Origin of the sequence: Aquiflexum gelatinilyticum, from assembly GCF_024813435.1 — a bacterium.
GTDB lineage: Bacteria > Bacteroidota > Bacteroidia > Cytophagales > Cyclobacteriaceae > Cognataquiflexum > Cognataquiflexum gelatinilyticum.
Genome location: NZ_JANAEZ010000014.1, coordinates 1 through 20306 on the forward strand (window position 1 = coordinate 1; position 20306 = coordinate 20306).

24 protein-coding genes are annotated in these 20306 nt (G+C 39.7%); 5 read left to right on the forward strand and 19 right to left on the reverse strand.

Features of this window, described 5'->3' with window-relative positions:
* Positions 1-387: 387 nt before the first annotated feature.
* From NK987_RS20850 to NK987_RS20860, 3 genes are all read right to left on the reverse strand, one after another.
* Complete coding sequence (locus NK987_RS20850; RefSeq protein ID WP_259265430.1) at positions 388-1560, reverse strand: serine hydrolase domain-containing protein; 1173 nt, start codon at positions 1558-1560, stop codon at positions 388-390.
* Between the two features lie 3 nt (positions 1561-1563).
* On the reverse strand, positions 1564-2178 hold the full coding sequence (locus tag NK987_RS20855; RefSeq protein WP_259265431.1) for a hypothetical protein: 615 nt from the start codon (positions 2176-2178) through the stop codon (positions 1564-1566).
* A 98-nt stretch (positions 2179-2276) separates the two neighbouring features.
* Entirely contained in the window at positions 2277-3104 is an 828-nt protein-coding gene (locus tag NK987_RS20860) for a LytR/AlgR family response regulator transcription factor (RefSeq protein ID WP_259265432.1), read from the reverse strand.
* A 66-nt stretch (positions 3105-3170) separates the two neighbouring features.
* Here NK987_RS20860 and NK987_RS20865 point away from each other — a divergent pair, with 66 nt between their 5' ends.
* Together NK987_RS20865 and NK987_RS20870 are read left to right on the forward strand one after the other, a co-directional pair.
* On the forward strand, positions 3171-4031 hold the full coding sequence (locus NK987_RS20865) for a serine hydrolase (RefSeq protein WP_259265433.1): 861 nt from the start codon (positions 3171-3173) through the stop codon (positions 4029-4031).
* 247 nt (positions 4032-4278) lie between these two features.
* Positions 4279-5160: a mechanosensitive ion channel family protein gene (locus tag NK987_RS20870; RefSeq protein WP_259265434.1), complete on the forward strand. Its 882-nt coding sequence runs from the start codon at positions 4279-4281 to the stop codon at positions 5158-5160.
* 45 nt (positions 5161-5205) lie between these two features.
* On the opposite strand, the gene NK987_RS20875 is transcribed toward NK987_RS20870, so the two are convergent.
* The 11 genes from NK987_RS20875 to NK987_RS20925 all read right to left on the reverse strand — a co-directional run bounded on the left by NK987_RS20875 (position 5206) and on the right by NK987_RS20925 (position 13997).
* Complete coding sequence (locus NK987_RS20875; RefSeq protein WP_259265435.1) at positions 5206-6096, reverse strand: hypothetical protein; 891 nt, start codon at positions 6094-6096, stop codon at positions 5206-5208.
* Positions 6097-6260: 164 nt separating this feature from the next.
* Entirely contained in the window at positions 6261-8150 is a 1890-nt protein-coding gene (locus tag NK987_RS20880; RefSeq protein WP_259265436.1) for a serine hydrolase domain-containing protein, read from the reverse strand.
* A 14-nt stretch (positions 8151-8164) separates the two neighbouring features.
* Complete coding sequence (locus NK987_RS20885) at positions 8165-9070, reverse strand: DUF1460 domain-containing protein (RefSeq protein ID WP_259265437.1); 906 nt, start codon at positions 9068-9070, stop codon at positions 8165-8167.
* 70 nt (positions 9071-9140) lie between these two features.
* A complete protein-coding gene (locus NK987_RS20890) occupies positions 9141-9677 on the reverse strand; it encodes a hypothetical protein (RefSeq protein ID WP_259265438.1) in 537 nt (178 codons plus the stop codon).
* 117 nt (positions 9678-9794) lie between these two features.
* Positions 9795-10154 (reverse strand): hypothetical protein, encoded by a 360-nt coding sequence (locus NK987_RS20895; protein ID WP_258421473.1) that lies wholly within the window; start codon positions 10152-10154, stop codon positions 9795-9797.
* Between the two features lie 51 nt (positions 10155-10205).
* On the reverse strand, positions 10206-10568 hold the full coding sequence (locus NK987_RS20900; protein ID WP_259265439.1) for a bleomycin resistance protein: 363 nt from the start codon (positions 10566-10568) through the stop codon (positions 10206-10208).
* 113 nt (positions 10569-10681) lie between these two features.
* Positions 10682-10972, reverse strand: a complete 291-nt coding sequence (locus NK987_RS20905) for a hypothetical protein (RefSeq protein WP_113925405.1) — start codon at positions 10970-10972, stop codon at positions 10682-10684.
* Positions 10973-11132: 160 nt separating this feature from the next.
* Positions 11133-11510 carry an iron chaperone gene (locus NK987_RS20910; protein WP_259265440.1) on the reverse strand — a complete coding sequence of 126 codons (378 nt, stop codon included), beginning with the start codon at positions 11508-11510 and terminating at the stop codon, positions 11133-11135.
* 29 nt (positions 11511-11539) lie between these two features.
* Positions 11540-12385 carry a sulfurtransferase gene (locus NK987_RS20915; protein ID WP_259265441.1) on the reverse strand — a complete coding sequence of 282 codons (846 nt, stop codon included), beginning with the start codon at positions 12383-12385 and terminating at the stop codon, positions 11540-11542.
* A gap of 39 nt (positions 12386-12424) precedes the next feature.
* Entirely contained in the window at positions 12425-13063 is a 639-nt protein-coding gene (locus tag NK987_RS20920; protein WP_259265442.1) for a hypothetical protein, read from the reverse strand.
* A 22-nt stretch (positions 13064-13085) separates the two neighbouring features.
* Positions 13086-13997 carry an alpha/beta fold hydrolase gene (locus tag NK987_RS20925; RefSeq protein ID WP_259265443.1) on the reverse strand — a complete coding sequence of 304 codons (912 nt, stop codon included), beginning with the start codon at positions 13995-13997 and terminating at the stop codon, positions 13086-13088.
* 206 nt (positions 13998-14203) lie between these two features.
* On the opposite strand from NK987_RS20925, the gene NK987_RS20930 reads away from it, so the two are divergent.
* A complete protein-coding gene (locus tag NK987_RS20930; protein ID WP_259265444.1) occupies positions 14204-15736 on the forward strand; it encodes a Ppx/GppA phosphatase family protein in 1533 nt (510 codons plus the stop codon).
* Between the two features lie 46 nt (positions 15737-15782).
* On the opposite strand, the gene NK987_RS20935 is transcribed toward NK987_RS20930, so the two are convergent.
* The 3 genes from NK987_RS20935 to NK987_RS20945 all read right to left on the reverse strand — a co-directional run bounded on the left by NK987_RS20935 (position 15783) and on the right by NK987_RS20945 (position 17487).
* Positions 15783-16139 carry a hypothetical protein gene (locus NK987_RS20935; RefSeq protein ID WP_259265445.1) on the reverse strand — a complete coding sequence of 119 codons (357 nt, stop codon included), beginning with the start codon at positions 16137-16139 and terminating at the stop codon, positions 15783-15785.
* Between the two features lie 90 nt (positions 16140-16229).
* Complete coding sequence (locus NK987_RS20940) at positions 16230-16775, reverse strand: TetR/AcrR family transcriptional regulator (RefSeq protein WP_258421481.1); 546 nt, start codon at positions 16773-16775, stop codon at positions 16230-16232.
* Positions 16776-16926: 151 nt separating this feature from the next.
* Positions 16927-17487 carry an AraC family transcriptional regulator gene (locus NK987_RS20945; RefSeq protein WP_258421482.1) on the reverse strand — a complete coding sequence of 187 codons (561 nt, stop codon included), beginning with the start codon at positions 17485-17487 and terminating at the stop codon, positions 16927-16929.
* A 417-nt stretch (positions 17488-17904) separates the two neighbouring features.
* Here NK987_RS20945 and NK987_RS20950 point away from each other — a divergent pair, with 417 nt between their 5' ends.
* Together NK987_RS20950 and NK987_RS20955 are read left to right on the forward strand one after the other, a co-directional pair.
* Complete coding sequence (locus tag NK987_RS20950) at positions 17905-18453, forward strand: fasciclin domain-containing protein (protein WP_258421483.1); 549 nt, start codon at positions 17905-17907, stop codon at positions 18451-18453.
* Positions 18454-18654: 201 nt separating this feature from the next.
* Positions 18655-19059 carry an STAS/SEC14 domain-containing protein gene (locus NK987_RS20955; protein ID WP_259265446.1) on the forward strand — a complete coding sequence of 135 codons (405 nt, stop codon included), beginning with the start codon at positions 18655-18657 and terminating at the stop codon, positions 19057-19059.
* A gap of 121 nt (positions 19060-19180) precedes the next feature.
* Here the strand turns inward: NK987_RS20955 and NK987_RS20960 are convergent, their stop codons facing one another.
* Positions 19181-19558: a hypothetical protein gene (locus NK987_RS20960; protein ID WP_259265447.1), complete on the reverse strand. Its 378-nt coding sequence runs from the start codon at positions 19556-19558 to the stop codon at positions 19181-19183.
* Positions 19521-20303: a sterol desaturase family protein gene (locus NK987_RS20965; RefSeq protein WP_259265448.1), complete on the reverse strand. Its 783-nt coding sequence runs from the start codon at positions 20301-20303 to the stop codon at positions 19521-19523. The genes NK987_RS20960 and NK987_RS20965 overlap by 38 nt, the downstream gene beginning before the upstream one ends.
* Between the last annotated feature and the right edge of the window lie 3 nt (positions 20304-20306).

Consider the following 20306-nt stretch of genomic DNA (forward strand, 5'->3'; position numbering starts at 1 on the left):
TGTCTGGCAAATGCCTTGAAATCAAATTCATCTCCGTTTTCTTTCATAGTCAAAATTTAATAAATTAAACATTGACACAGTTAATTGAACAGTCTCAATTGCACAGTTTCAGTTAATCAAATAACCAATAACCAAATAACCCATTAAATCAATTAGTCCAAGTCTTAAGACTTGGACTTTTTCTTTTAGACCTTATTGTTCAAGCCTTCAGAAGTGGACCATTTCCCTAACTGCAAATGAGATTCTTCAACTCAGAAAGCTCTGGTTCCAAATGACGGCTCACCAACCCAACAACCCGACAACCTGACAACGCGTAGCAGACAACAATTACAACAATTACAACCACTACAACCAAAAATCCAATAACCAAATAACCAATAACCAACTTCACTTCCCCAAAACCACCCCATAAATCTCCTCCAAGATCTTTTCTGCATCCCGATGAATCGGACTGTCTGTGACGGTTCCGAGGTTGATTCCGAAAAACATATAAATCTCTTTTTCTGGGAAATAGTAAAGTTGGCTGCCTGATCCTAATCCGCCACCACTATGCCCGATAGCTGGTTCTCGGAGGAAAGTGGTGTAATCCAATCCCAAGCCATATTGGGGATCACCCTTTTTATCCAAAACCCATTCTTTCATTAGGGTCAGGCTTTCATTTGAAACCAGTTTTCCCTCCATCAATCCTTTGAGATAAAGGATGGCTTCTTCGGCTGTGGTGATGATTCCGTCATCTCCAACCATTGACGCGACGTTGGTATTTTGTAGCACAGAAGCATTTTCAACAATTCCATTGCTGTGCCTATCCCAATACCCATTGACCAGCCTATCTTCATAAGAATATCCTTGTCTGATTTTGTAATAGGTGCTTTTCAGTCCCAATTTCTCAAAAATATGCTCCTCCATATATTTCCCATGATCCCCTGTAATTTGGTCAGCAATCAAAGCCAACAATACATAATTGATATTGCGGTAGGAATACCTGCTGCCGGGTTCAAAATCCAATTCTTTACCGGCAATGTATTGGATATATTCTACCGGCTGAAAAATCCTTTCAGGATTCTGTAGAAGCCTGGTGACGTAAGTCGGATCATAATTATATTCGCGAAGTCCTGAGGTATGGTTGAGCAGCATTTTGACTGTGATGCGGTCTGCCTCGGGTAGCATAGCCAAAATTTCTTTTGGTAGATAATCTGAAATTTTCCCGTTTAGGTCGATCCTTCCTTCCTCCGTAAGTTGGATGATGACCACGGCCATATAGGATTTTGCGATGCTTTGGGTATAAACCAAATGGCAAGGCTGGATGGGAACCTGTCCTTCAATTTTTGCCAAGCCACTGGAAAGTGTCCAAAGCTTACCTTCCTCATAAATCGCTGCTACCACACCCGGAATTCCAACAGCCGTCAGGTCGTCCATTGCTTGCTGCAAAGCAATGGTTTTTGGGTGGGTAGGAACAGGCTTGGAATCATTGCATTGGACAACATTTAAATCCTGCGCGAAAGTGGGGGATGTGACCAAGATTGCCCAAATGAAAATCAGGAGATAGCTATAATTTTCCATGGTTTAATTTTGGTTTTGATAAACAGGTTGGATTCTGGCTCCCATCTGGACAAAAGTCATGGGAACCACAGGAATGCTTTTGTTGTAGTTTTTTAAAAACATTACTTGGTATCCGACAAATGGGGATACAAATGTTTCGGATTGGTAATTGTGATAGCCCAAAGAAACCCCTACGGGGATGGCTAGCATTCCCTTTCCTTGTTTTTGGACTGTCCGCCAAGTTCCTTCTTTTTGGATAAAAGATTCTGTCGGACGGAAGGCGATGTGGTATCCAAGCCCTGCTTTGATTTCTGCAAAGGAATTCGAAACCAAATATGGCCGCCAAGCTACCTGTGTAGAGAACAGCAATCCGCTTCCCATGGCTTTGTTTCTAAACCATGTAATGTCAAACTTCTGAACCCAATTATGGTATGAATTGTGACTGACTTCTGTTCCGATTCCGATCCCGACATTTTTGAAATTAGACTTCAGATCCTTGAAGGGCATTGCAAAAGCTTGGAACTGAAGGGTGACTACAATCGGGAAATTCTGATAGTCTTTGGCTTTGTTGTCCTGTGCATTTCCATTTTGGATGATCAAAAACAGAAAGAGGCAAGGCAGTAAAAATCGAGTTTTCATATCTGTTGGATTTTTCCCAAAACTATCACTGACTGGCCGGTCAATTGAAAAATTCCTGATTCCAATTGCTGAGATGTAGGGGATTTTACCCTGAACTGTCAGCCCTGCGGCAAAAACCAACTCTTAAATGCAGGTGCTTTGGTGCGGCTGACCGTCAGTTCTTGGGGCGATTTGATGTCACAATTAACCTGGACAAGCAATTTCCCATTCTCCAACCGCTTAAATCCTGTCACAATTTGTCGGCTGACAATGAACTGCCTGTTGACTCTGAAAAAATCAATTGGAGAAAGCTTCTGCTCTATTTTGTCCAATGAAAGGTCTAAAAGGTAGTTCTTGCCTGTAGAGGCAATCAGTTGGACATAATCCTCTTCCACTAAGAAAAGGTCGATTTCAGAAAATTTGATCAATAGAAGTTGGTTGCCGGTCCGCACCGGAAAACCTTCCATTTCAGGTTTGAGGCTTTGTTTTTCTGTTTCGGCACTTTCCCATTGCCTGTAAAAAAACATCCCCACATAAAAACCATTGATCACAAAAAACCAGATGCTTATAATCACCAGATCCTTGGTGTAAAAGTGGATCGGGGCAGTTTCACCTTTGATCAATACACTCAGCAATTCCGTACTCAGCGCCAAAAACCCCAACCCAACAATCATTGTGGTGATCATTTGAATGACAATCCTTCTTAAAAAATCTGGCTTGTAGGGTATCTTTTGATCCAAAGAAAAAATAACCCACCTGACCAATAGCCAAGCAACATAGCCTTGTAGGGTATCAATTGTAAATCTGGTAAGTAAGAAGCTGTTGAACTGAATATTGGAATAAGTGAGGTAATAATTGAAGGCACTGATAAAAGGAATGGCTATCAAAAAAACCCAAATATCAGGATGGTAAAAAGCTCGGCTTGTATATGTGGTTGTTGAGGCCATGGGGAAAAGTTGATTTGGATTTATGGAATAGCAAGGATAAATTCCCTATCAAAATAACCAAATTCTATGCGTCTCCTTTATTTTCTTGCGGTTTTTCTTTTTCTATCTCCTTTCACTTTCGCTCAAAAACAATCCCTGCAGCAGGTTTTGGAAAAGGAAACGGCAGGTTTTCGGGGGGATGTTGGCATTTATGTCTTACATCTGAAAACGGGTGAAGAGGCGGCAATCAAAGCCGATACGATTTTTCCCACAGCAAGTATTGTCAAAGTTCCGATTTTGGTAGGTGTGATGGACAAAATCGAAAAGGGAGAATTGGCATATCATCAGAAGATGATTTACAGGGATTCGATCAAATACGGCGGTTCGGGACTGATGCAATATTTCAAAGACAGCACCGAAACCGAACTGAGCGTCCTGATGTCGCTGATGATTACCTACAGTGACAATACCACCTCGCTTTGGTGTCAGGCATTGGCGGGCGGTGGAGAGCGGATCAATGAAATCATGGAAAGCCTCGGTCTCCAACATACTCGCGTCAATTCCAGAACTCCCGGTAGGGAAGAGGACTGGAAAAAATACGGTTGGGGACAAACTACTCCCCGGGAAATGGCCCAACTTTTAGTCAAAATCCGCAGAGGTGAAGTCATAAGTCCCTCAGCTTCGGACCGCATGTACCGGTTGATGGGGAATATTTATTACGATGAATATGCGCTATCAGCAATCCCTGCACAGGTTCAGACTGCTTCCAAACAGGGAATGGTCAATGCCTCCCGTTCAGAACTCGTGATGGTCAATGCCCCAAAAGGCGATTATGTCTTCTATTTCGCCACCAAAAACAACGAAGACCAAAGATGGGAAGATGACAACGAGGCTCAGGTTTTGCAAAAAAGGATTTCAAAGGTTTTATGGGATTGGTTTGAAAAGTAAGTGTTCATAGCCTGTATTTTTCTCTGTGTCCTTCATGAATGAAATCATTTTTTTAGCCCATTCTAAACATTTTGAGGTTGGTTTTGGGTTTACTTAATACGCCCTCGTATTTCTTGATTTTTACTCAATGAGGGATATTTTGATTTGCCTTTGGTATAAAACCAAATAGGCACCCTTACTTAATTTGGTATCTTGAGATAGAAATCGTTGATTTTGCTTCAATTGTCATTCACCAAAATCGGTTATAATGGACTTTAGATTCGCTAATGCTTTGAAAAAAATGATGGACCGGCTGGCCTCTTGGATGAATAGCCTCATCGTGAGTTTGCCGAATATCATCATCGCTATATTGGTTTTTTTGATAGTGCTCTTCTTATCAAAATACCTGAGCAGAATTGTGCTCAAATTACTCAAGAATAGTAGCCTTCAAGCGTCGATGAAGCACCTGATATCAAAATTAGTGTCGGTCCTTGTGGTTTTCTTCGGCATGTTTTTGATTCTTGGAATTTTGGATTTGAGTAAAACTTTGAATACCATTTTGGCAGGTGCGGGAGTTGCAGGTCTAGCCATTGGATTGGCTTTGCAGGGTGCGATTTCCAATACCTACTCGGGAATCATACTTTCATATATCGATCAGATCAAGTTTGGAGATTGGATTCAAAGCAATGACTACGAAGGGGAGGTAGTCGATATCAATCTCAGGACAGTAACCATCAAGCAGCGGGACAATAACCTTGTCTATCTTCCGAATAAACTTGTTTTGGAAAATCCTATCCGGAATTTTTCGACTACCCCAAAAACCCGTGTTATTTTGGATTGCGGAGTTGGGTATTCTTCCAACCTTGAATTTGTAAAGAAGCTGGTCAAACAAACCATTTCTCAGGCATTTAAAGAATTCAATACCGAGGAGGAAGTTATTTTTATCTATAAGGAATTTGGAGATAGTTCGATCAATTTTGAAACAAGATTTTGGGTGGAAAGCAAATCTGCCTTACAGGTAGCCATTGCAAAATCCAAGGCAATCATCGCCATCAAAGCAGCATTTGACAAAAACAACATCAATATTCCTTTCCCCATCCGAACCTTGGATTTTCCCAAAAGCTATTTCGAAAAAAATAATGAGGCTTAAAATGAATTGACAAAATTCCTTTTTAAGATTTATTTGAGAAGGGCTTTAATTTTTCAGATTCAATTCTTTTCTCAAAAACTCATCCCCGACTTTGTTTTTTGTCCAATAATCCACGGTTTTCAGGCCTTTGCGGGTGGCTTTGGTGATTTCTTTGGTTCCGTCGGATTTGGTTTGGATTTCTTCCCATCCCATAATCTCATGGGGAAATTCCTTTTCGAAGTCAATTTTCAAAACCCTGCTGCCCGAAGCGTAAGCTACTTCCATCTGACTTCTGCCTGCACTGAGGTCCAAAACCCGGATAAATGCCTCCTCTGTTTTGAATTCCTGATGGCTGAATCTTTGGTGAAAAAGAGAAGGCAGCATCTGCACACTTCCTGTCGGAATTTGCTTGGGATCGATCCGGATCAGGTTCCAAAGGTCATCTTCGGCCATGCCATTAAATGAAAACGAATCGTCTCCTTCTTTTTCGAAGTAAGAAAAAATCTTGCCGTTGTAGCTGTCAGTACTTTTGAGATTGAGTTGGGTGAAGGTATGCCCACACCATTCTTGGGAGGAAGCTGTAAATTTCAAACCCTGACTTTGCTCTTTGGTAGGGGTAAAAGCCGACATCATCATGTGGTAAGGATAGATACCTGTTACAAAATCCCTCGTTTGGTTCATCTTCAGCACCGAAATTTTATCAGAGGAATTTCCTTTCGGATCATCCAACTTGACTTGTTTTTTTCTCGAAAAATCCTCCGTTACAAAGATCAAAACCGCTTCACCTTCCCTGGCTTCACCATACCGGTATTGTGTCAGGTCAAAACTGCTGATTTCCGCCTTTCCCTGAAACCAATACTTGCCCCATTGTTCAAAATCGATGTCCGCTCGCTGCGTCTTGGAACAGGAAACAATAAAAATTATTACTAAAAGAAAGACTATGGATTGGCTTTTCATGGATTCATTTGGCTAACATAATTCTTAAATTTAATCAATTGGACCGGGTCTTAGGCTATTTATATTTTTTTTCTATGACGAGTCAGGATGAAGAAATTCTTTTTCTCAAAATCAATATCCCTCAACCGGGTTTTGAGAATTTCCTTGAATTATTTTGTGAATAATCAACTCCACGTAATCATGGGGATAACTTTCTGTGAAATCAGAAAAATCGTAACCAACATATGAAAGAAAGTGAGCGCAATGATCGGCCAAGTTATCAACTTGCTGTGGGGTAATCTTTTTGAAAGAATTATAACAATCGCAGAAGTCAGTGATCCCACTACAAAAAGGATGGAGCAAAGCAGTACACAAATTGACAAATAACTTGGCGTGGAAAAAAGTAAATCTGCGCCTTCAATATTCATTCTGGGAATAAAAAACATAAGGAATATGGTTAGGCTAGTACAAGTTGGCAGGATTGATATTTTCAATAGATTAGCATATTTAGCCCTATTTCTAAGGAAAAGTATCATGCTTAAGACAGCTATAAATGCTCCCAAAACCATCAAAACAACCCATATAACCAAAATAGAAATTTGCCCAAAGACCCTAAATCCTGATATGGGCTTAAAAACAAACCTTTCTGTATATAGCACTTTACCTTCCAAAGGATCGGAATCCTGAACCAAACCAATCTTTCCGCTATTCCCATAAGTGTATTCAGTTGGGGAAACAGGATAGTAAGTTGATTTGCTACTTGGCAGGATCCAAGTCATGGTCAGATTGTCTTCAAAAACTTCCACTTTTTCAATATTGAAAATTAGATCTTGATAAAACCGGTCTTGATTTCTAGGATTGATAGCCAAATAATAGCCACCTTCAATATGAATTTCACCTTGATATTTTTCCTTTTTGTCTGGTCTTAAAGGGAGATCGGCAGTTTCAAAATTCTGGATAAGGGTGGATATTTCCTGCATGGCAGCGCCATTGTTGGCGTTCATCAATATTACATGTCCAATTTTTTCTTCAGGCAAGTAACCCAATTCCGAAAGTCCTCCATCCATTGCACCACTATGACCGTGGTAGGTAAAGTTGTTGTAGATAGAAGTTTGGTTTCCCAAGCCGTAACCCAATTCTAATCCGATATTTGATCCGGGACTATTGTAAGGAATTTCCATTTGATCTATAGATTCACTTTTTAAAAATTGCAGACTGTCAACGATTCCCCGGTTTAGCAATAAGCGTAGGATTTGAGAAATATCAGCAATAGATGTATTGAGGGCAGAGGATGGCCGGAAAAGCTCATTTTTGAAAGCGATTTCCTTCATTTCCCAATTAAATATTTCCGCTCCCCACTTTTGATATATTTGATCATTGAAAAAAGTAGAATGGTTCATCATAAGCGGTTTAAAAATCGATTCCCTTACATAATCTTCATATTTTAAGCCGGTTACCTTTTCGACAATATATGCCGCAACCGCATACCCTGAATTGCAATAGGCCATCCTCGTACCGGGAACCCATCTTGAAGTCCTCGAGTGTGGATGAAACTCCAAAGCATCTTTCAATGAAATGGGAGGATGCTGATTGTGAACCATTTCTACCAAGTGAATTTCATCCCATCCTGTAGTATGTTCTAGCAGGTGTATAATCCTTACGGGATGTTCTTCTTCCCATTGATTTTCAAACTTTAATTCAGGGACAATACTTTTCACTTCATCTTCCAATTTTAATTTCCCTTCTTCCTGAAGCTTGAGAATCGAAAGTGCGACAAACATTTTGGATAAAGATGCAATCCGGAACATTGTATTTTCAGTATCCTTTGCATCAATTTCTTGATCTGAATTACCTAAAACCTCAAGCCACAAATTTCCTTCTTCATTTAATAAAGCTATGCCGACCTTGAGGTTTTGGTGTTGGGATATGACATGCTGAACGTTGATTCTAAGCTTGTTTAATCTTGTATTTGTAATTGAATCATTTTGAAAATCGTATTTCGATTCTCCAAAACAAAAAATACTATTCAGAAATAGGAGGGAGGTCAGGAAGAAAAATAGCGTCTTTCTAAACATAAGATCAATTCTGCTCAATTTGCAATGGCCACCAATCGGCTCACCATAATCCCGGATTGGGATTTATTGGCCATAAGGTAGTCGCTCAAGGGCTTTTCCGAAATCTCTACTTTTTTGGATCCCGAACTCGCATGGAGCAAATGGATGCGACCTTCTTTTTCGATGGCAAATCCCACATGGACAATGTCCAAATTGGTCATTGATGTAGTAATAGCAATCAAATCTCCCGATTTGATTTTGTTTTCGTGAGTTCTAATTTCGGTCTTCGGCAAAAAGTAATAGGACCTTGTTTTTATTTCAGATTCGTTTTCTTTGAGTTGATTGATATAATCCGGATTGGAAAGCTGTGGATAGAATTTTGGGTTGGAAGTCATGAAGGATGGATTGTTTTCGTAGACACTTCCACCGATTTCTTTGCTGATATCCTTCAAAATCCCTTTCTCTTCATTCTGAAAAATCCAGTCTGAGAAATAATGCAAACGGGAAGGATACCCCTCATTGACCCCATTCCGATATCTTAATTTTTCCAGTTCTTGGGTGTAAGCTTCAAAAGTAAATTCCCCTGCCAGGGCTGTCCTTGCCAAGGAAACCACAGTTTCCAAATACGTGGTACAATCCAAACCCATCAAGTTCACCACCAGTTTTTCTTCACCGGGTAGTTCCAAAGTTTTCTCCACATAGGGTGTATTCAAAAACCAAGTGCCGATTTCGATGGTCAGGTCATTCATGGACTTTTGAGAATGGTCCTGAAGAGAAAGCATGTTCAGAGCAGAATCTAGCCTTTGACTGCTTTCCAAAGTGCATACGGTTTGAGCCTGTAGTAAAACAGGAATGAAGAAAAGGATAAAGAGGATCAACCGCATGAAAATGGATAAAGGAAGGTTCTTTGCCAAATTGCATGATTTTTTTGAAAATGTCATGCAATTATATTTTTGAATGGTAGGTTAATTCGGTTTCAAAGAATTTAATTACTTGGAAACAGTGGTCGATTTATAAAATCCGGGAAATAATAATCAATCCGCATAAAACGAAGCCTAGATAAATCCATGTCTTTTTATCTGAAAATTCTTGTGGAACAGGTATATAATTACCTGGTCGAGGCAAAACAATAAACTTCAATTTGTCCCAATCCCAAAGGAGCAAATAGATATTGCCAAGAAGCATCAGGGAAGTAATAATGAGAATGCCGGTGGATTCAAAGGAAATGGTGATGACAAAAATATTCAGCATGATGGGGAAAAAAGCGACTGCTCCCAAAGTGCTGAAAACCTGAGACATCAACAGAAATCCTGCGATCAATTGCCCCCAACCGAGAAACTGCCAATAATTTCCAGCCTGAAACATGGCTTCAAAAAAGTGGGGCAAAGTATCAATTGGTGAATTTTCTCCCGATTCGGGCGTAAATCTGATTCCCCGGATTTTGAAAATGCTTGCATGAACAAAAGATCCTCCCAACAAATACCTTATAATAATTGCAAAAAGATGAAGGACTTTTATTTGTTTGAATTTACTAATCATCGTCTCCATATTTAAAAAATATAAAACGTTTTGGTTTTTAAATATTTTAGAAGACAATGGAATAAATGAAGAAAAGGAAAAAAAATAATTTTCTGTAGGCTGTAAATAATAAAGAAATTTTCGATGCTAGTATTTCTTTATCTTTAATGTATAATTCACCGTAGAATCAGGTACATAAACCTGCATAGGATAATTTCCTTTTGGTACAAAAACGGGCATGTTATTCATCGGTAAGATGTCATTTAAATTTAAACCAGGAATTTCTGTAATCTGTAATTCACCATTTGGCAATAAAATTTTTTTCTGATTCAGAGAATCATTCCATGATTTAAATTGAAAGGTAGAGTCTCCCAAACTGTATGGTTTTAATTCATAAAAAGAGTATGGTTTATTTTGTGGATTGTTTGGGAGTGGATTGACGCTTTGCGAAAATCCTGAAAAAAAGAATAAGAGGAATATTACGGGTGATAATATTAAATTTTTCATAAATTTTGATTTTTTCTTAAAAACGGTTAGTTATGATTTTGGTTAAATAAATTAGAGTATTATTTCTTGCCCAAAAGTCAGTAAATTATGGTCAGGATCAAGGAGTGAAAATTCCTTCATTCCCCAAGGCTTCTCTTGTAAAGGTGCGTTTGGATGAATGGGAATTTTTTTGTCCAATAGGGACTGATAAAATCCATCGATATCGTCAGTCCTGATGTAAACCTGTCCATAATTTTCTTTAGGGTCAAGTTCCTTAAATTCAAAAAAGTGGAGCTGGATCTTGTCCTTTTGCACCATCAGGTAGCCATCATAATTCGCATTTCCATATTCCTGGAAGCCCAATTTGTTGATGTAATATTCCCTTATGATGGCTTTGTTCCGCATGGGAAGTTTGGGATTGATTTCTGTGAGCATGGTTTTGGTGTTTAAAAATTTCGATTGTGGAATTTAAAAATATTATTCAAAAAAGGCAGATGAATTTCTTGTTTCATCGACCTAATTTTTCTCCTTAGATCCCATTGAGCAGGTTAATTTAAAATCTTATTGATCTTTTCGATTTTCCCATTGACGATGGAATCCACCTTCGAACTTGATTTGTTTACAAGGGAATCAAGGACTTTGACCTTTTCTGTTTCCAAATTGATGATCGAATCAAGAGAATTGATTTTGTCAAGTTCCTTGTTTACAATCGAATCGAGCTTCAACGCCTTGTCAGTAATGCTGTTGAGTTTGTCTTCTACATTCTTTTCGAGGTTGCCGCAGGAAGTGAGAACAAAGAAGCCAAGAAGGATGGGAAGGAATTTGAATAAGGTTTTCATTTTTGGTTTGGTTAGATTTTCGGACGAATTCTTCGATTACATCACGCCAATCCATACGCCGATTTTCATGGGTTGTTTTCCCAAATAGGCTGAAAACCTGATAATTAATCACAATTCATTTGATGCCAAACATAAATGGTTTTTATGATCGGCCAAAAATTTACTTTTTCTTCCTAGTTGGTTTGGCATTCCTGATATTTTCATCCAAACGAAAAATCACAATGTCTGAGATCAGTTCCAAAGGAAGGGGTTTATCCAAGGGAAACTGAACAGTTCCTTTGGCGGTGTTGTATGGCTCAAGTTCCTTTTTGAATTCGGCTATTCCCGAAGCACCCGGATAGAAGCCAAAGTGTGTTTTGTATGCCGCAAAATGGACAAGATTGCCATGAATCTTAAAAGTAGGGATGCCATAATTGATGCATTCTTCTGCTTCAGGGGCGGCTTGCCTGATCGTGTTTCGGATGACTTGGAGCTTTTCCTGAATGTCCTCCGGAAATTCCGAAATATAAGCGTCGGTGTCTTTGGCGGCTGGTTTCATGGGTTCAAAGAAGTTTAAAAATTAAAAGTTTATCCTAATTCTGTCGCTATTTCTCTGCCGTTCCTTGACCATTCACTCCAAGAACCCACATACAGTTTTGGAATATCCATTCCTGCATGCGCCAAAGCCAACAGTGTGTGGCAGGCCGTGACACCTGAACCGCAATGCACGATGACGTTTTCGGCAGATTTTCCTTCCAAAGCTTTCTCATATTTCGCTTTGAGTTCTGTAGGAGAAAGAAACAATCCTTTAGGGTCAAGATTGGAGGCAAAGGGGATATTTACCGCACTGGGTATGTGCCCCGCTACCAAGTCGATGGGTTCTTTTTCTCCCCGGTACCTTTCATTTTCACGCACATCGATGATCAGGTAGTTTTTGTCTTTGGATACTTTATCGATTTCAGAGATGTCTGAAATGCGCAATTTCCATTGATCTGCTTTGTAGGTTCCCTTTGTAGGGATTTTTTCTAGCTCCGAACTTACCGGAAATCCTGCTTGAACCGCAGTATCCATTCCTCCATCCAAAACCTGGATTTTTTCGTGGCCTACTGCTTTCATCATCCACCAAAATCTAGCTGCAGCATTTGCTCCGTTTTTGTCATCATAGACAACTACATGGGACTCAGGGCTGATGCCGAGCGACTCCAGAAGTAGGGAAAATCTCTCTGCTTCAGGCAAAGGATGCCTTCCTCCGTTCGCAAAATCCGCCTTGATATCCGACAGTTGACTGTTCAGATCCACATGCAAAGCGCCTTGGAGATGGGATTTGTCGTAGTTTTCTTTGCCAAATCTGGCGTCAATCAGCACAAATGCTGACGAAGCTGATAAGGTTTGTAAATCAGAAGCTGATATGATCGGGGATATAGATTTGTTCATTTTGTGGGTATTATCTGGAAAAAGGGAAAAGCAAATTCCTTAAAATTTGAACCAAGGATAAGGTTCATTGACAAAATCCAAAGCCCTAGGTAATCCGTCTCCGGGGAGAAGTTTGAGTTCGGGCTGCATAGACGGGTTGGAAAGATAGGTTTTCCCATCAAATTTCACAATCCTGTATTTTCCTCCGGATAAAATGAACAGGTCTTTCCAGCCATTTGACTTTGTATTGTCGATCACTACAGGGTAATCCGAGACCGTGAATTGTGTGATGACATTACCTTCACGGTCCAAGATAATCAGGGTACAGCCACCTGAACCGCAAAAATACGGTCCGGTAAATCCCACCATGATTTCTTTGTTGCCATCTTCATTGAGGTCATATTCAAAGAAGATAAACTTCCTGCTGTATTCGTCGATGATGTCCTTGTCCAGATCATCTTTGAACAAGGTTTGAACAGTCTTCCTGACCAATTCTGCGGTTTCTTTTGCGCTGCTGTTGATACCATAAAGATTTCCTGGAATGGTATCAGTCGGATCCGGATCGTAGATTTCTTCTGGGATTACGATTTCCGTTAGGACGCTGTCAATTTGGGTACTTTCTTGAGAGCTTGGTGATTGACAGCCTACGACCGCCAAAACAAGAAAGCCAAGGAGGAAGGATATTAGGTTTTGGGACATGATAAAAAAGGTTGGTGTGAATTTATTTTTGGCTAGATGCAATTATTACCCCAATATAATTCATTGCCTTTTCAAAAGTCTCAATCCCGTGTCCCACTTGTTGAAAAATTTTAATCTCTTTGAGGTTGCTGAGGTGCTTTTGGGCATTTTCCCTGGACTTTTCAAATGGGAAAAGTAAATCCTTGTCCCCGAGTAGGAGGTAGGTCTCCGTTTTCACTTTGGCAAGTTCGTTGTCCATGTAATACGGTTTTTGGGTATTGTCCTTATACCGGCTGATGGCAAAAACCTCATAATCCACCAACATTTGTTCATAGAATGGGGAAAGTTGGTGATTTGGTTTGGAGAAAACAGCCTTGTCCAAAAACTTCAGAACATTTTTGGCATTGGTGCTGAGGATGGGGAGAAGGTTGTAATATAGGTTTGAAAAAGTCAGTGAAAATGGTTGCAAGCAACCGGGATTGAGAAGGAATGCTGCTTTGATTTTTTCCGGATTGGTGATAGCGAGCTTCATACAGATCAATCCTCCAAAAGAAGCGCCTGCAACAAATGCCTTTTCAATTTCTAAGCCTGTCAAAACTTCATTTGCCCAAAATCCATAATCCAAGGTTTTGATATCAGGTGTGGCACCATCGCTCAGATTGGGCAATCCATTGGTCTCAACCATAAAAATCCGGTGCTTCGTTTTCAGATTATCCAATCCTTTGTCAAAATCCCAAATCAAAGCCGTGGTCCGTGCTCCGGGAAATATCACCAAAGTTTCAAGGTCTTTTTTGTCTGCATTGAGACTCCAGACGTGGGTATTCCCCAAAAATGTTTTTACCTTATGTCTTTGGTAATTTCGCTTATTCTCTTTTTCCAATTTTTTGACCCAATCTTCAAAATAAGCTATGTCTTTATCCGGATCTTTGAAATATGATTTGTACTTGATTTTCATAAAATGTTGGTGTTTTAATTCTAAAAAAGAAACCCGTAAACCGGGATAATTTCAGTCAGTGGATTATTTAAAGTTATAAGAAAATACCTATATAAAGCATCTCCATTGTGGGAAAAATGGAATGTTTGAATTTGGTTTTTTAAAGATATTTCAAAAGAAATCTCCCCTGTTTTTCCTTATATTTAAAAATAACCCAATAACCATCCATGAACTTAGCAGCAATCGACATCGGTACCAACTCCATCCACATGATCATCGTCAAAGTGACCTCAGGACAGTCTTATGAAGTTTTGGTTCAGGAAAAGGAGATGGTCAAATTGGGGGTAGGGGTTTTTACCAACAAGATGTTGAGCCAAAGGGCTTTTGATGCCGGAATTAAAACCATATCAAGGTATGTGCAGCTTGCAGATGAATACGGCGTCGAGCATATCATTACTGCAGCTACCTCAGCTACACGGGAAGCCAAAAACGGGCGTGAATTTCTCGATAGGCTGATTCAGGACGTGGGCCTGAATCCCCAAATGATTTCCGGAAAAGAAGAAGCGAGGTTGATTTTTTTGGCAGTCAGAAAAGCCATTGACCTCAATAAACAAAATGCCATGGTCATCGATATCGGAGGTGGAAGTACGGAAGTGGTCATTGGAAATAAGGATGAAGTATTTTTTAAAAACAGCCTTAAACTTGGGGTATTGAGATTGTTGGATTGGGTAGGGGACCAAGGACCGCTCAATAAATCCAAACAGGAAGCCCTCCGTGAGCATGTCAAAGAAGTTGCCGGCAAAACCATGAAGGAAGCTTCTACGGCAGGATTTTCTAAAGTCATCGGGACATCAGGTACGATCAGGACCTTGGGCGAGGCAGCTTTGGAAATGAAAGATGTGAATATTATTAATTCTGTCAATGCGGAAGTAATCAAAGTCAAAGACCTGGAAAAAATCGTGGACAAACTGCTGGAGTTGCCCGCTGATAAACGTACAGATGTCAAGGGAATCAGTGAAAACAGGGTGGATGCCATCCACCTCGGTGGTTTGTTGCTTTTGGAACTGCTCAAAATGGCAGATGCCAAGGAGATTACTTTATCTGATGCATCCCTTAGAGAAGGTTTGATCATAGATTACATTGAAAAAAACGGACTTAAACTTAGTGACCTCGTCGAGGGAAAAAATATCAGGGAACGCTCCTGCCTTCTTATGGCGATGCGGTATGAAACTGACATAGAAGAAAAAAAACATGTCAGCATGCTGGCCTTGCAGCTTTTTGACCAACTCAAAGAAATCCATCAAATGGATTCGGACGCAAGGGAGTTGCTTCAGAATGCCTGCCTGATTTTTGATGTGGGCTTATTTGTCAATTTTCAGGATTACCATAAACATGCTGCTTACCTGATCCTAAACGGTCGGCTTAGGGGATTCAACAATGAAGAACGGATCATGTTGGCACTCATGGCGCGCTACCACAGAAAGTCAGGGCCAAAAAAGAAACATGAAATTTTCGGTCAACTTGAATCCAAAGAAAGGACTTTGCTCAAAGGATTGGTTGGGATTTTAAGGATTGCTGTGGCCTTGGACAAAACCAAAAATCAATGGGTGGAAAAAGTACATTGTGAACTTGATCAGGAAAATCTGGAAATCAGGATTTTTGGTGATGCAACAATGGACTTGGAAATCTGGGAAGCACAGCGTTTTTCGGATGTACTTGCCAAATACCTGAAAAGGAATGTGACTATGTTGAAGGGTTGATGACTTACCTTAACCAAATTGAACGCTAGACAAATTAAGAAATCTATCAGGCATGTTCCCCAAGAATCACTTTTTTGAGGTCCCCTTTTTCTTTGCCCAAGAGGTAAATGACAGAGGGTGCAAAAAAAACAATCCCAAGGATCATCGCTACAATTCCCAAGATCAGGGATTGCGTTTTAAACTTATTGCGCCACATGATCCAAATCCCTGATAACATCAAATAACAAGCAAAATCCAATGCAAACTGACCGCTCCAGGTCAGAGATCCGATATTTGAAACTGCAATTTGTAAAAATCCCCAGCCTTCATTTCGGACTGCAAAGGCAGTATAGACTAACAAAAGTATGGTCTGAGTAATTAGGATGGCTTTAAAAATGAATTGGTTGTGGCTTTGATTTTTCATAAGGAGGATAGATTGTTCTTTGAGACAGGAATACAAGTATCCAAATTCAGAAAGAATGATTTTAGTCGCTTCCGTACAATTCCAAGGGTTTTATTGGGATACGTTAAACTGTGAAACAGTTTTTTTGAGGTTGGTGAAATAGGCAGATAACCATTCGACATTCAGTGTTTCTTCGGTTACTTGTAGGTAAAAATTTTCCAGGGCTAGGGCAAAAAGGGAAGCCGCAAGCTTTGGATTATTCTCTAGTTGGAGGTCCTTGGTTAAGACCGAAATGAATCCCTGACTGACGATTTCATCTGATTTTTGGAGACATTTCTTAAAGTTTGTATCAGTCCTATGAACCCTCAATTGGCGGTTAAACAAAAGGTCGGTTTTGGAAGCAACCAATACAATGATAAGTTCAGGGTCAATATTCCTGCATTTTTTTTCTTCCTCAGCAATTGTTTTGGATCGGGTCAAATGATGGTCAAGCAAAAGTCCTGTAAAAATTTCCATGTCAGCAAAATGATGGTAAAAAGACGATTTGCTTTTATTCACATTCCTTGCGATCACCTCAACTTTGAGGCCTTTCGGACCTTCTTTTGAAAAAATCCCGTACCCGGTTTCAACCCACACCTGCTTATTGTCTGCTGCCATTTTTTGAGAAATATGAGATTTGACATCTGACCAATGACCTGAAAAAGACCTTAAATACAAAATATCACTTGTCTACTTTCTAAATATCAAGAAATAACTACAATCAAAAAATAGGCGATAGGCTTTATTTTCAATCTGAAGGATGTTCATATCAAAGATCCTGAATCGCAATCCTTCTTTTCTCCTTCAGTTTTTTGAAATGTGAAGGGGACAGGCCCGTCACTTTTTTGAATTGGTTGGAAAGGTGAGCCGCACTGCTGTAATGCAATTTGTAGGCAATCTCCGAAAGGTTAAATTCTTCCAAAATGATCATCTCCTTGACGCGCTCGATTTTGAGTGAAATAAGGTATTGCTCTATCGTGGTGGCTTCTACTTCTGAAAAAAAGTTTGATAAATAAGTATAGCTTAGGTTTAGTTTTCCACTCAATAAAGTCGAGAAATTTATATTCGGTTTCTCATCCGAATGATATACAAATTCAACCATCACTTTTCTGATTTTCTCTATGATGACGCCCTGTTTTTTTTCCAGGAGTTCCAATCCAACCTTTTTTATTTTTTTGTTGAATTCCCGTTTTTCATCATCTGTCACATCCGCTTTGGTTTCAATTTCTCCCAATCCTACCTTGACCGTAACTATGTCCATTTCATCCAATGCTTCTTTGACATAGGCCACGCAACTTTGGCAAGCCATATTTTTAATATAGATTTTCATAACCTTGATAGGGGTGATTAAATGTGAAGGTCTTACTAAGTACTGTTGTTGGAAAGGTAATTTCATGGAACAAAACTTCCCTTTCACTTTCATAGTTGGGAGTTTCAATCCTTGATAGTTGAATTTTGGGATAATTAAAGTCTAAGGGGAAAATAGAATCAAAACCAATTTTATTCTTTGTTCAAAATAGAAATTGGCTTAGCAGAGACAAAAGTCAGGAAATCAAAAAAAAAATACTTATATCCTTTCTATGGATAATTACATGTTTTAAAGGAGGAAGAAGCTAATGAGACCAAGTCAGTATATGGGGAACTTTGATGGTATGCTAATTTCCTCAAACCAATACTTTTAGAGAAATTTTAAACTATTGTGGAACTTGATTGTTTACATAATATATCTAAACCAAGATCAAGAAAAATGAAAACATTTAGAATTTTATCATTGACGTTGGCAACAGCAGCTACAACCTTTCTAGCAAGTTGTGGCGGTGCACCAAAGGAAGAGACAGTTGAAGAAACAACCGTTGAGGTTGTGGAAGAAACTCCGGCCGAAGCTCCAAAAACTGTTGTTGATATCGCTGTTGGTTCTCCTGACCACACTACTTTAGTTGCTGCAGTTACTGCAGCCGGATTGGTTGAAACTTTAAGCGGAACAGGTCCATTTACGATCTTCGCGCCAACCAACACTGCTTTTGCAGCATTGCCTGCAGGAACAGTAGACAACTTGTTGAAGCCTGAAAGCAAAGACCAACTTACTTCTGTATTGACTTACCATGTAGTAGCAGGCAATGTGATGGCTGCTGACCTTTCGGATGGTCAGGTAGTTAAAACTTTGAACGGCCAGGACTTGACAGTATCCATCAAGGATGGCAAAGTAATGATCAACGGTGCGACTGTCACTGCTGCTGACCTTACAGGTAGCAACGGTGTTATCCACGTAGTAGATGCAGTGCTATTACCAAAGTAATTTGTAAACTAACAAAAAAATTGAAAACCTGCCATTTGGCAGGTTTTTTTGATTTTATGGAATATTGGTTTTCTAAAATTTAAAAACCTCCTCGTTGTCTACCTGTTTCCCTCCTGTCTGCGGCAAATATTTGGATACAGGCTAAGAAACAGTTATCCATTTTTTTCCAAAACTCTTTACTCCAAATCCTGTTTCTCCAATATGGACAGCTATGCAATCATCGACGAATCAAATTTTCCCATCATCCGGATTCGATTTACAGGCCACAAAAGTACAGATCAAAACTTCCAAAATTATCTCGACCAAACGAAGGCTTGTTACCGGTTTGCAAAGGGGTTGGCGATTATTTTTGATGCTTCGGATGCGGCAATCCCCTCTCTTTATCACCAAAAAATGCAGGCCAAATGGCTCAAAGAAAATGAACAACTCATGAAGGACTTTTGTGCAGGAACAGCCTATATTATCCCCAACGCAGTGATCAGGGCCATCCTAAAGATGATTTTTTCATTTCAAAAACAGCCTGTTCCTTACAAGATCTTTGAATCTGAACCCGAAGCCAATGCTTGGGTTAATGGACTTGACTTGGAAAGCAACTCCACTGCCTAAGCTTTGAATTGAAATTCATCATGTTATGAAGTGGGTTTTTACCTTCCCAAGAATCTGGGATGTTGTAAGGAACAAGATTCGCAAAAAATACTCAAAAACCTGATTGAACCTATTTTCATCACTACAGATCTCCCTCCATTGTTTTTTTAAGATTTCGCTGGCTCGGCAATGCCTCAACTTCTTTGATTCTTTTATTTCTTGGGTCATTCACCATCTTATGGACAAAGTACAAGGGGATAAGCATCAAAAATCCAAAAGTGCTCTTGAACAGACTGAAGAGCACAATTCCGATAAGGACTCCGATAAGAAATGGATTGTCCAAACCAAAAAAGGCAGTTAAAATTTTTGCTTCCCGTGTTTTGTCAATTTCCGGAATGGCGTCTGATAAGGTGACCTCCCGATTGACACATCCAAAAAGATGGAGAAATGAAAAGCAAAGGATTGCCAAACCCAATCGGCTGCTAGTTGGATTTTCCCTCTTTGATGCGTTGTTTTTCACGTTTCCAATTTCCTCTGATATAATCAATAATCGGCTGAAAATTAAGTTTTAGCGGATTATTACTGTAAAAGCCCGTGGTGACTCCGTAAGTTACTTTTTCAGTCTCGGGCTCATACGTGCCAAAGAGTCGGTCAAAGATAATGAGCATGCCTCCATAATTTTTATCAATATATTTTTCGTTGGACCCATGATGCACCCGATGGGCCGAGGGGGTGTTGAAAAACAATCCTTCCAGGTAGCCCAACTTTCTCACCGCTTCGGTATGCAGGAAATATTGAAAGAATAAATTGACGAGCAAGCTGACAATAATCAGATCTGCAGAAAAACCAAGGAGGACAAAAGGAACATAGATCAATGGACTCAAGAATGTGCCTATCCAATTTAATCGGACTGCCGTGGATAGGTTCATCTTCATGCCGGAATGATGGGTATGATGAAGGGTCCAAAGCAAGGGGACCTCATGGCTCAGCCTGTGGTACCAATAAAACCCAAACTCCGTAACAAGGAAGGTCAGAACGATGGTGAAGAAATTGGTAGGAATACTTAAAAACTGAAAGGATTCTACCCATCCCAGTGCAAAATATTTCCAAGCCAAAGAGAGCGGTTTCAGGAGGGTATTTCCAATAAATATCCCAAGATTAGCCAGACTTTCTCTCGAGCTGAAAACCTCTTTCTTTTTGGCTTGAGACCAAATTATCTCCAGAAAAAGGGCAAGAATTACAAAACCCGCAAATATCAATTTCATGTT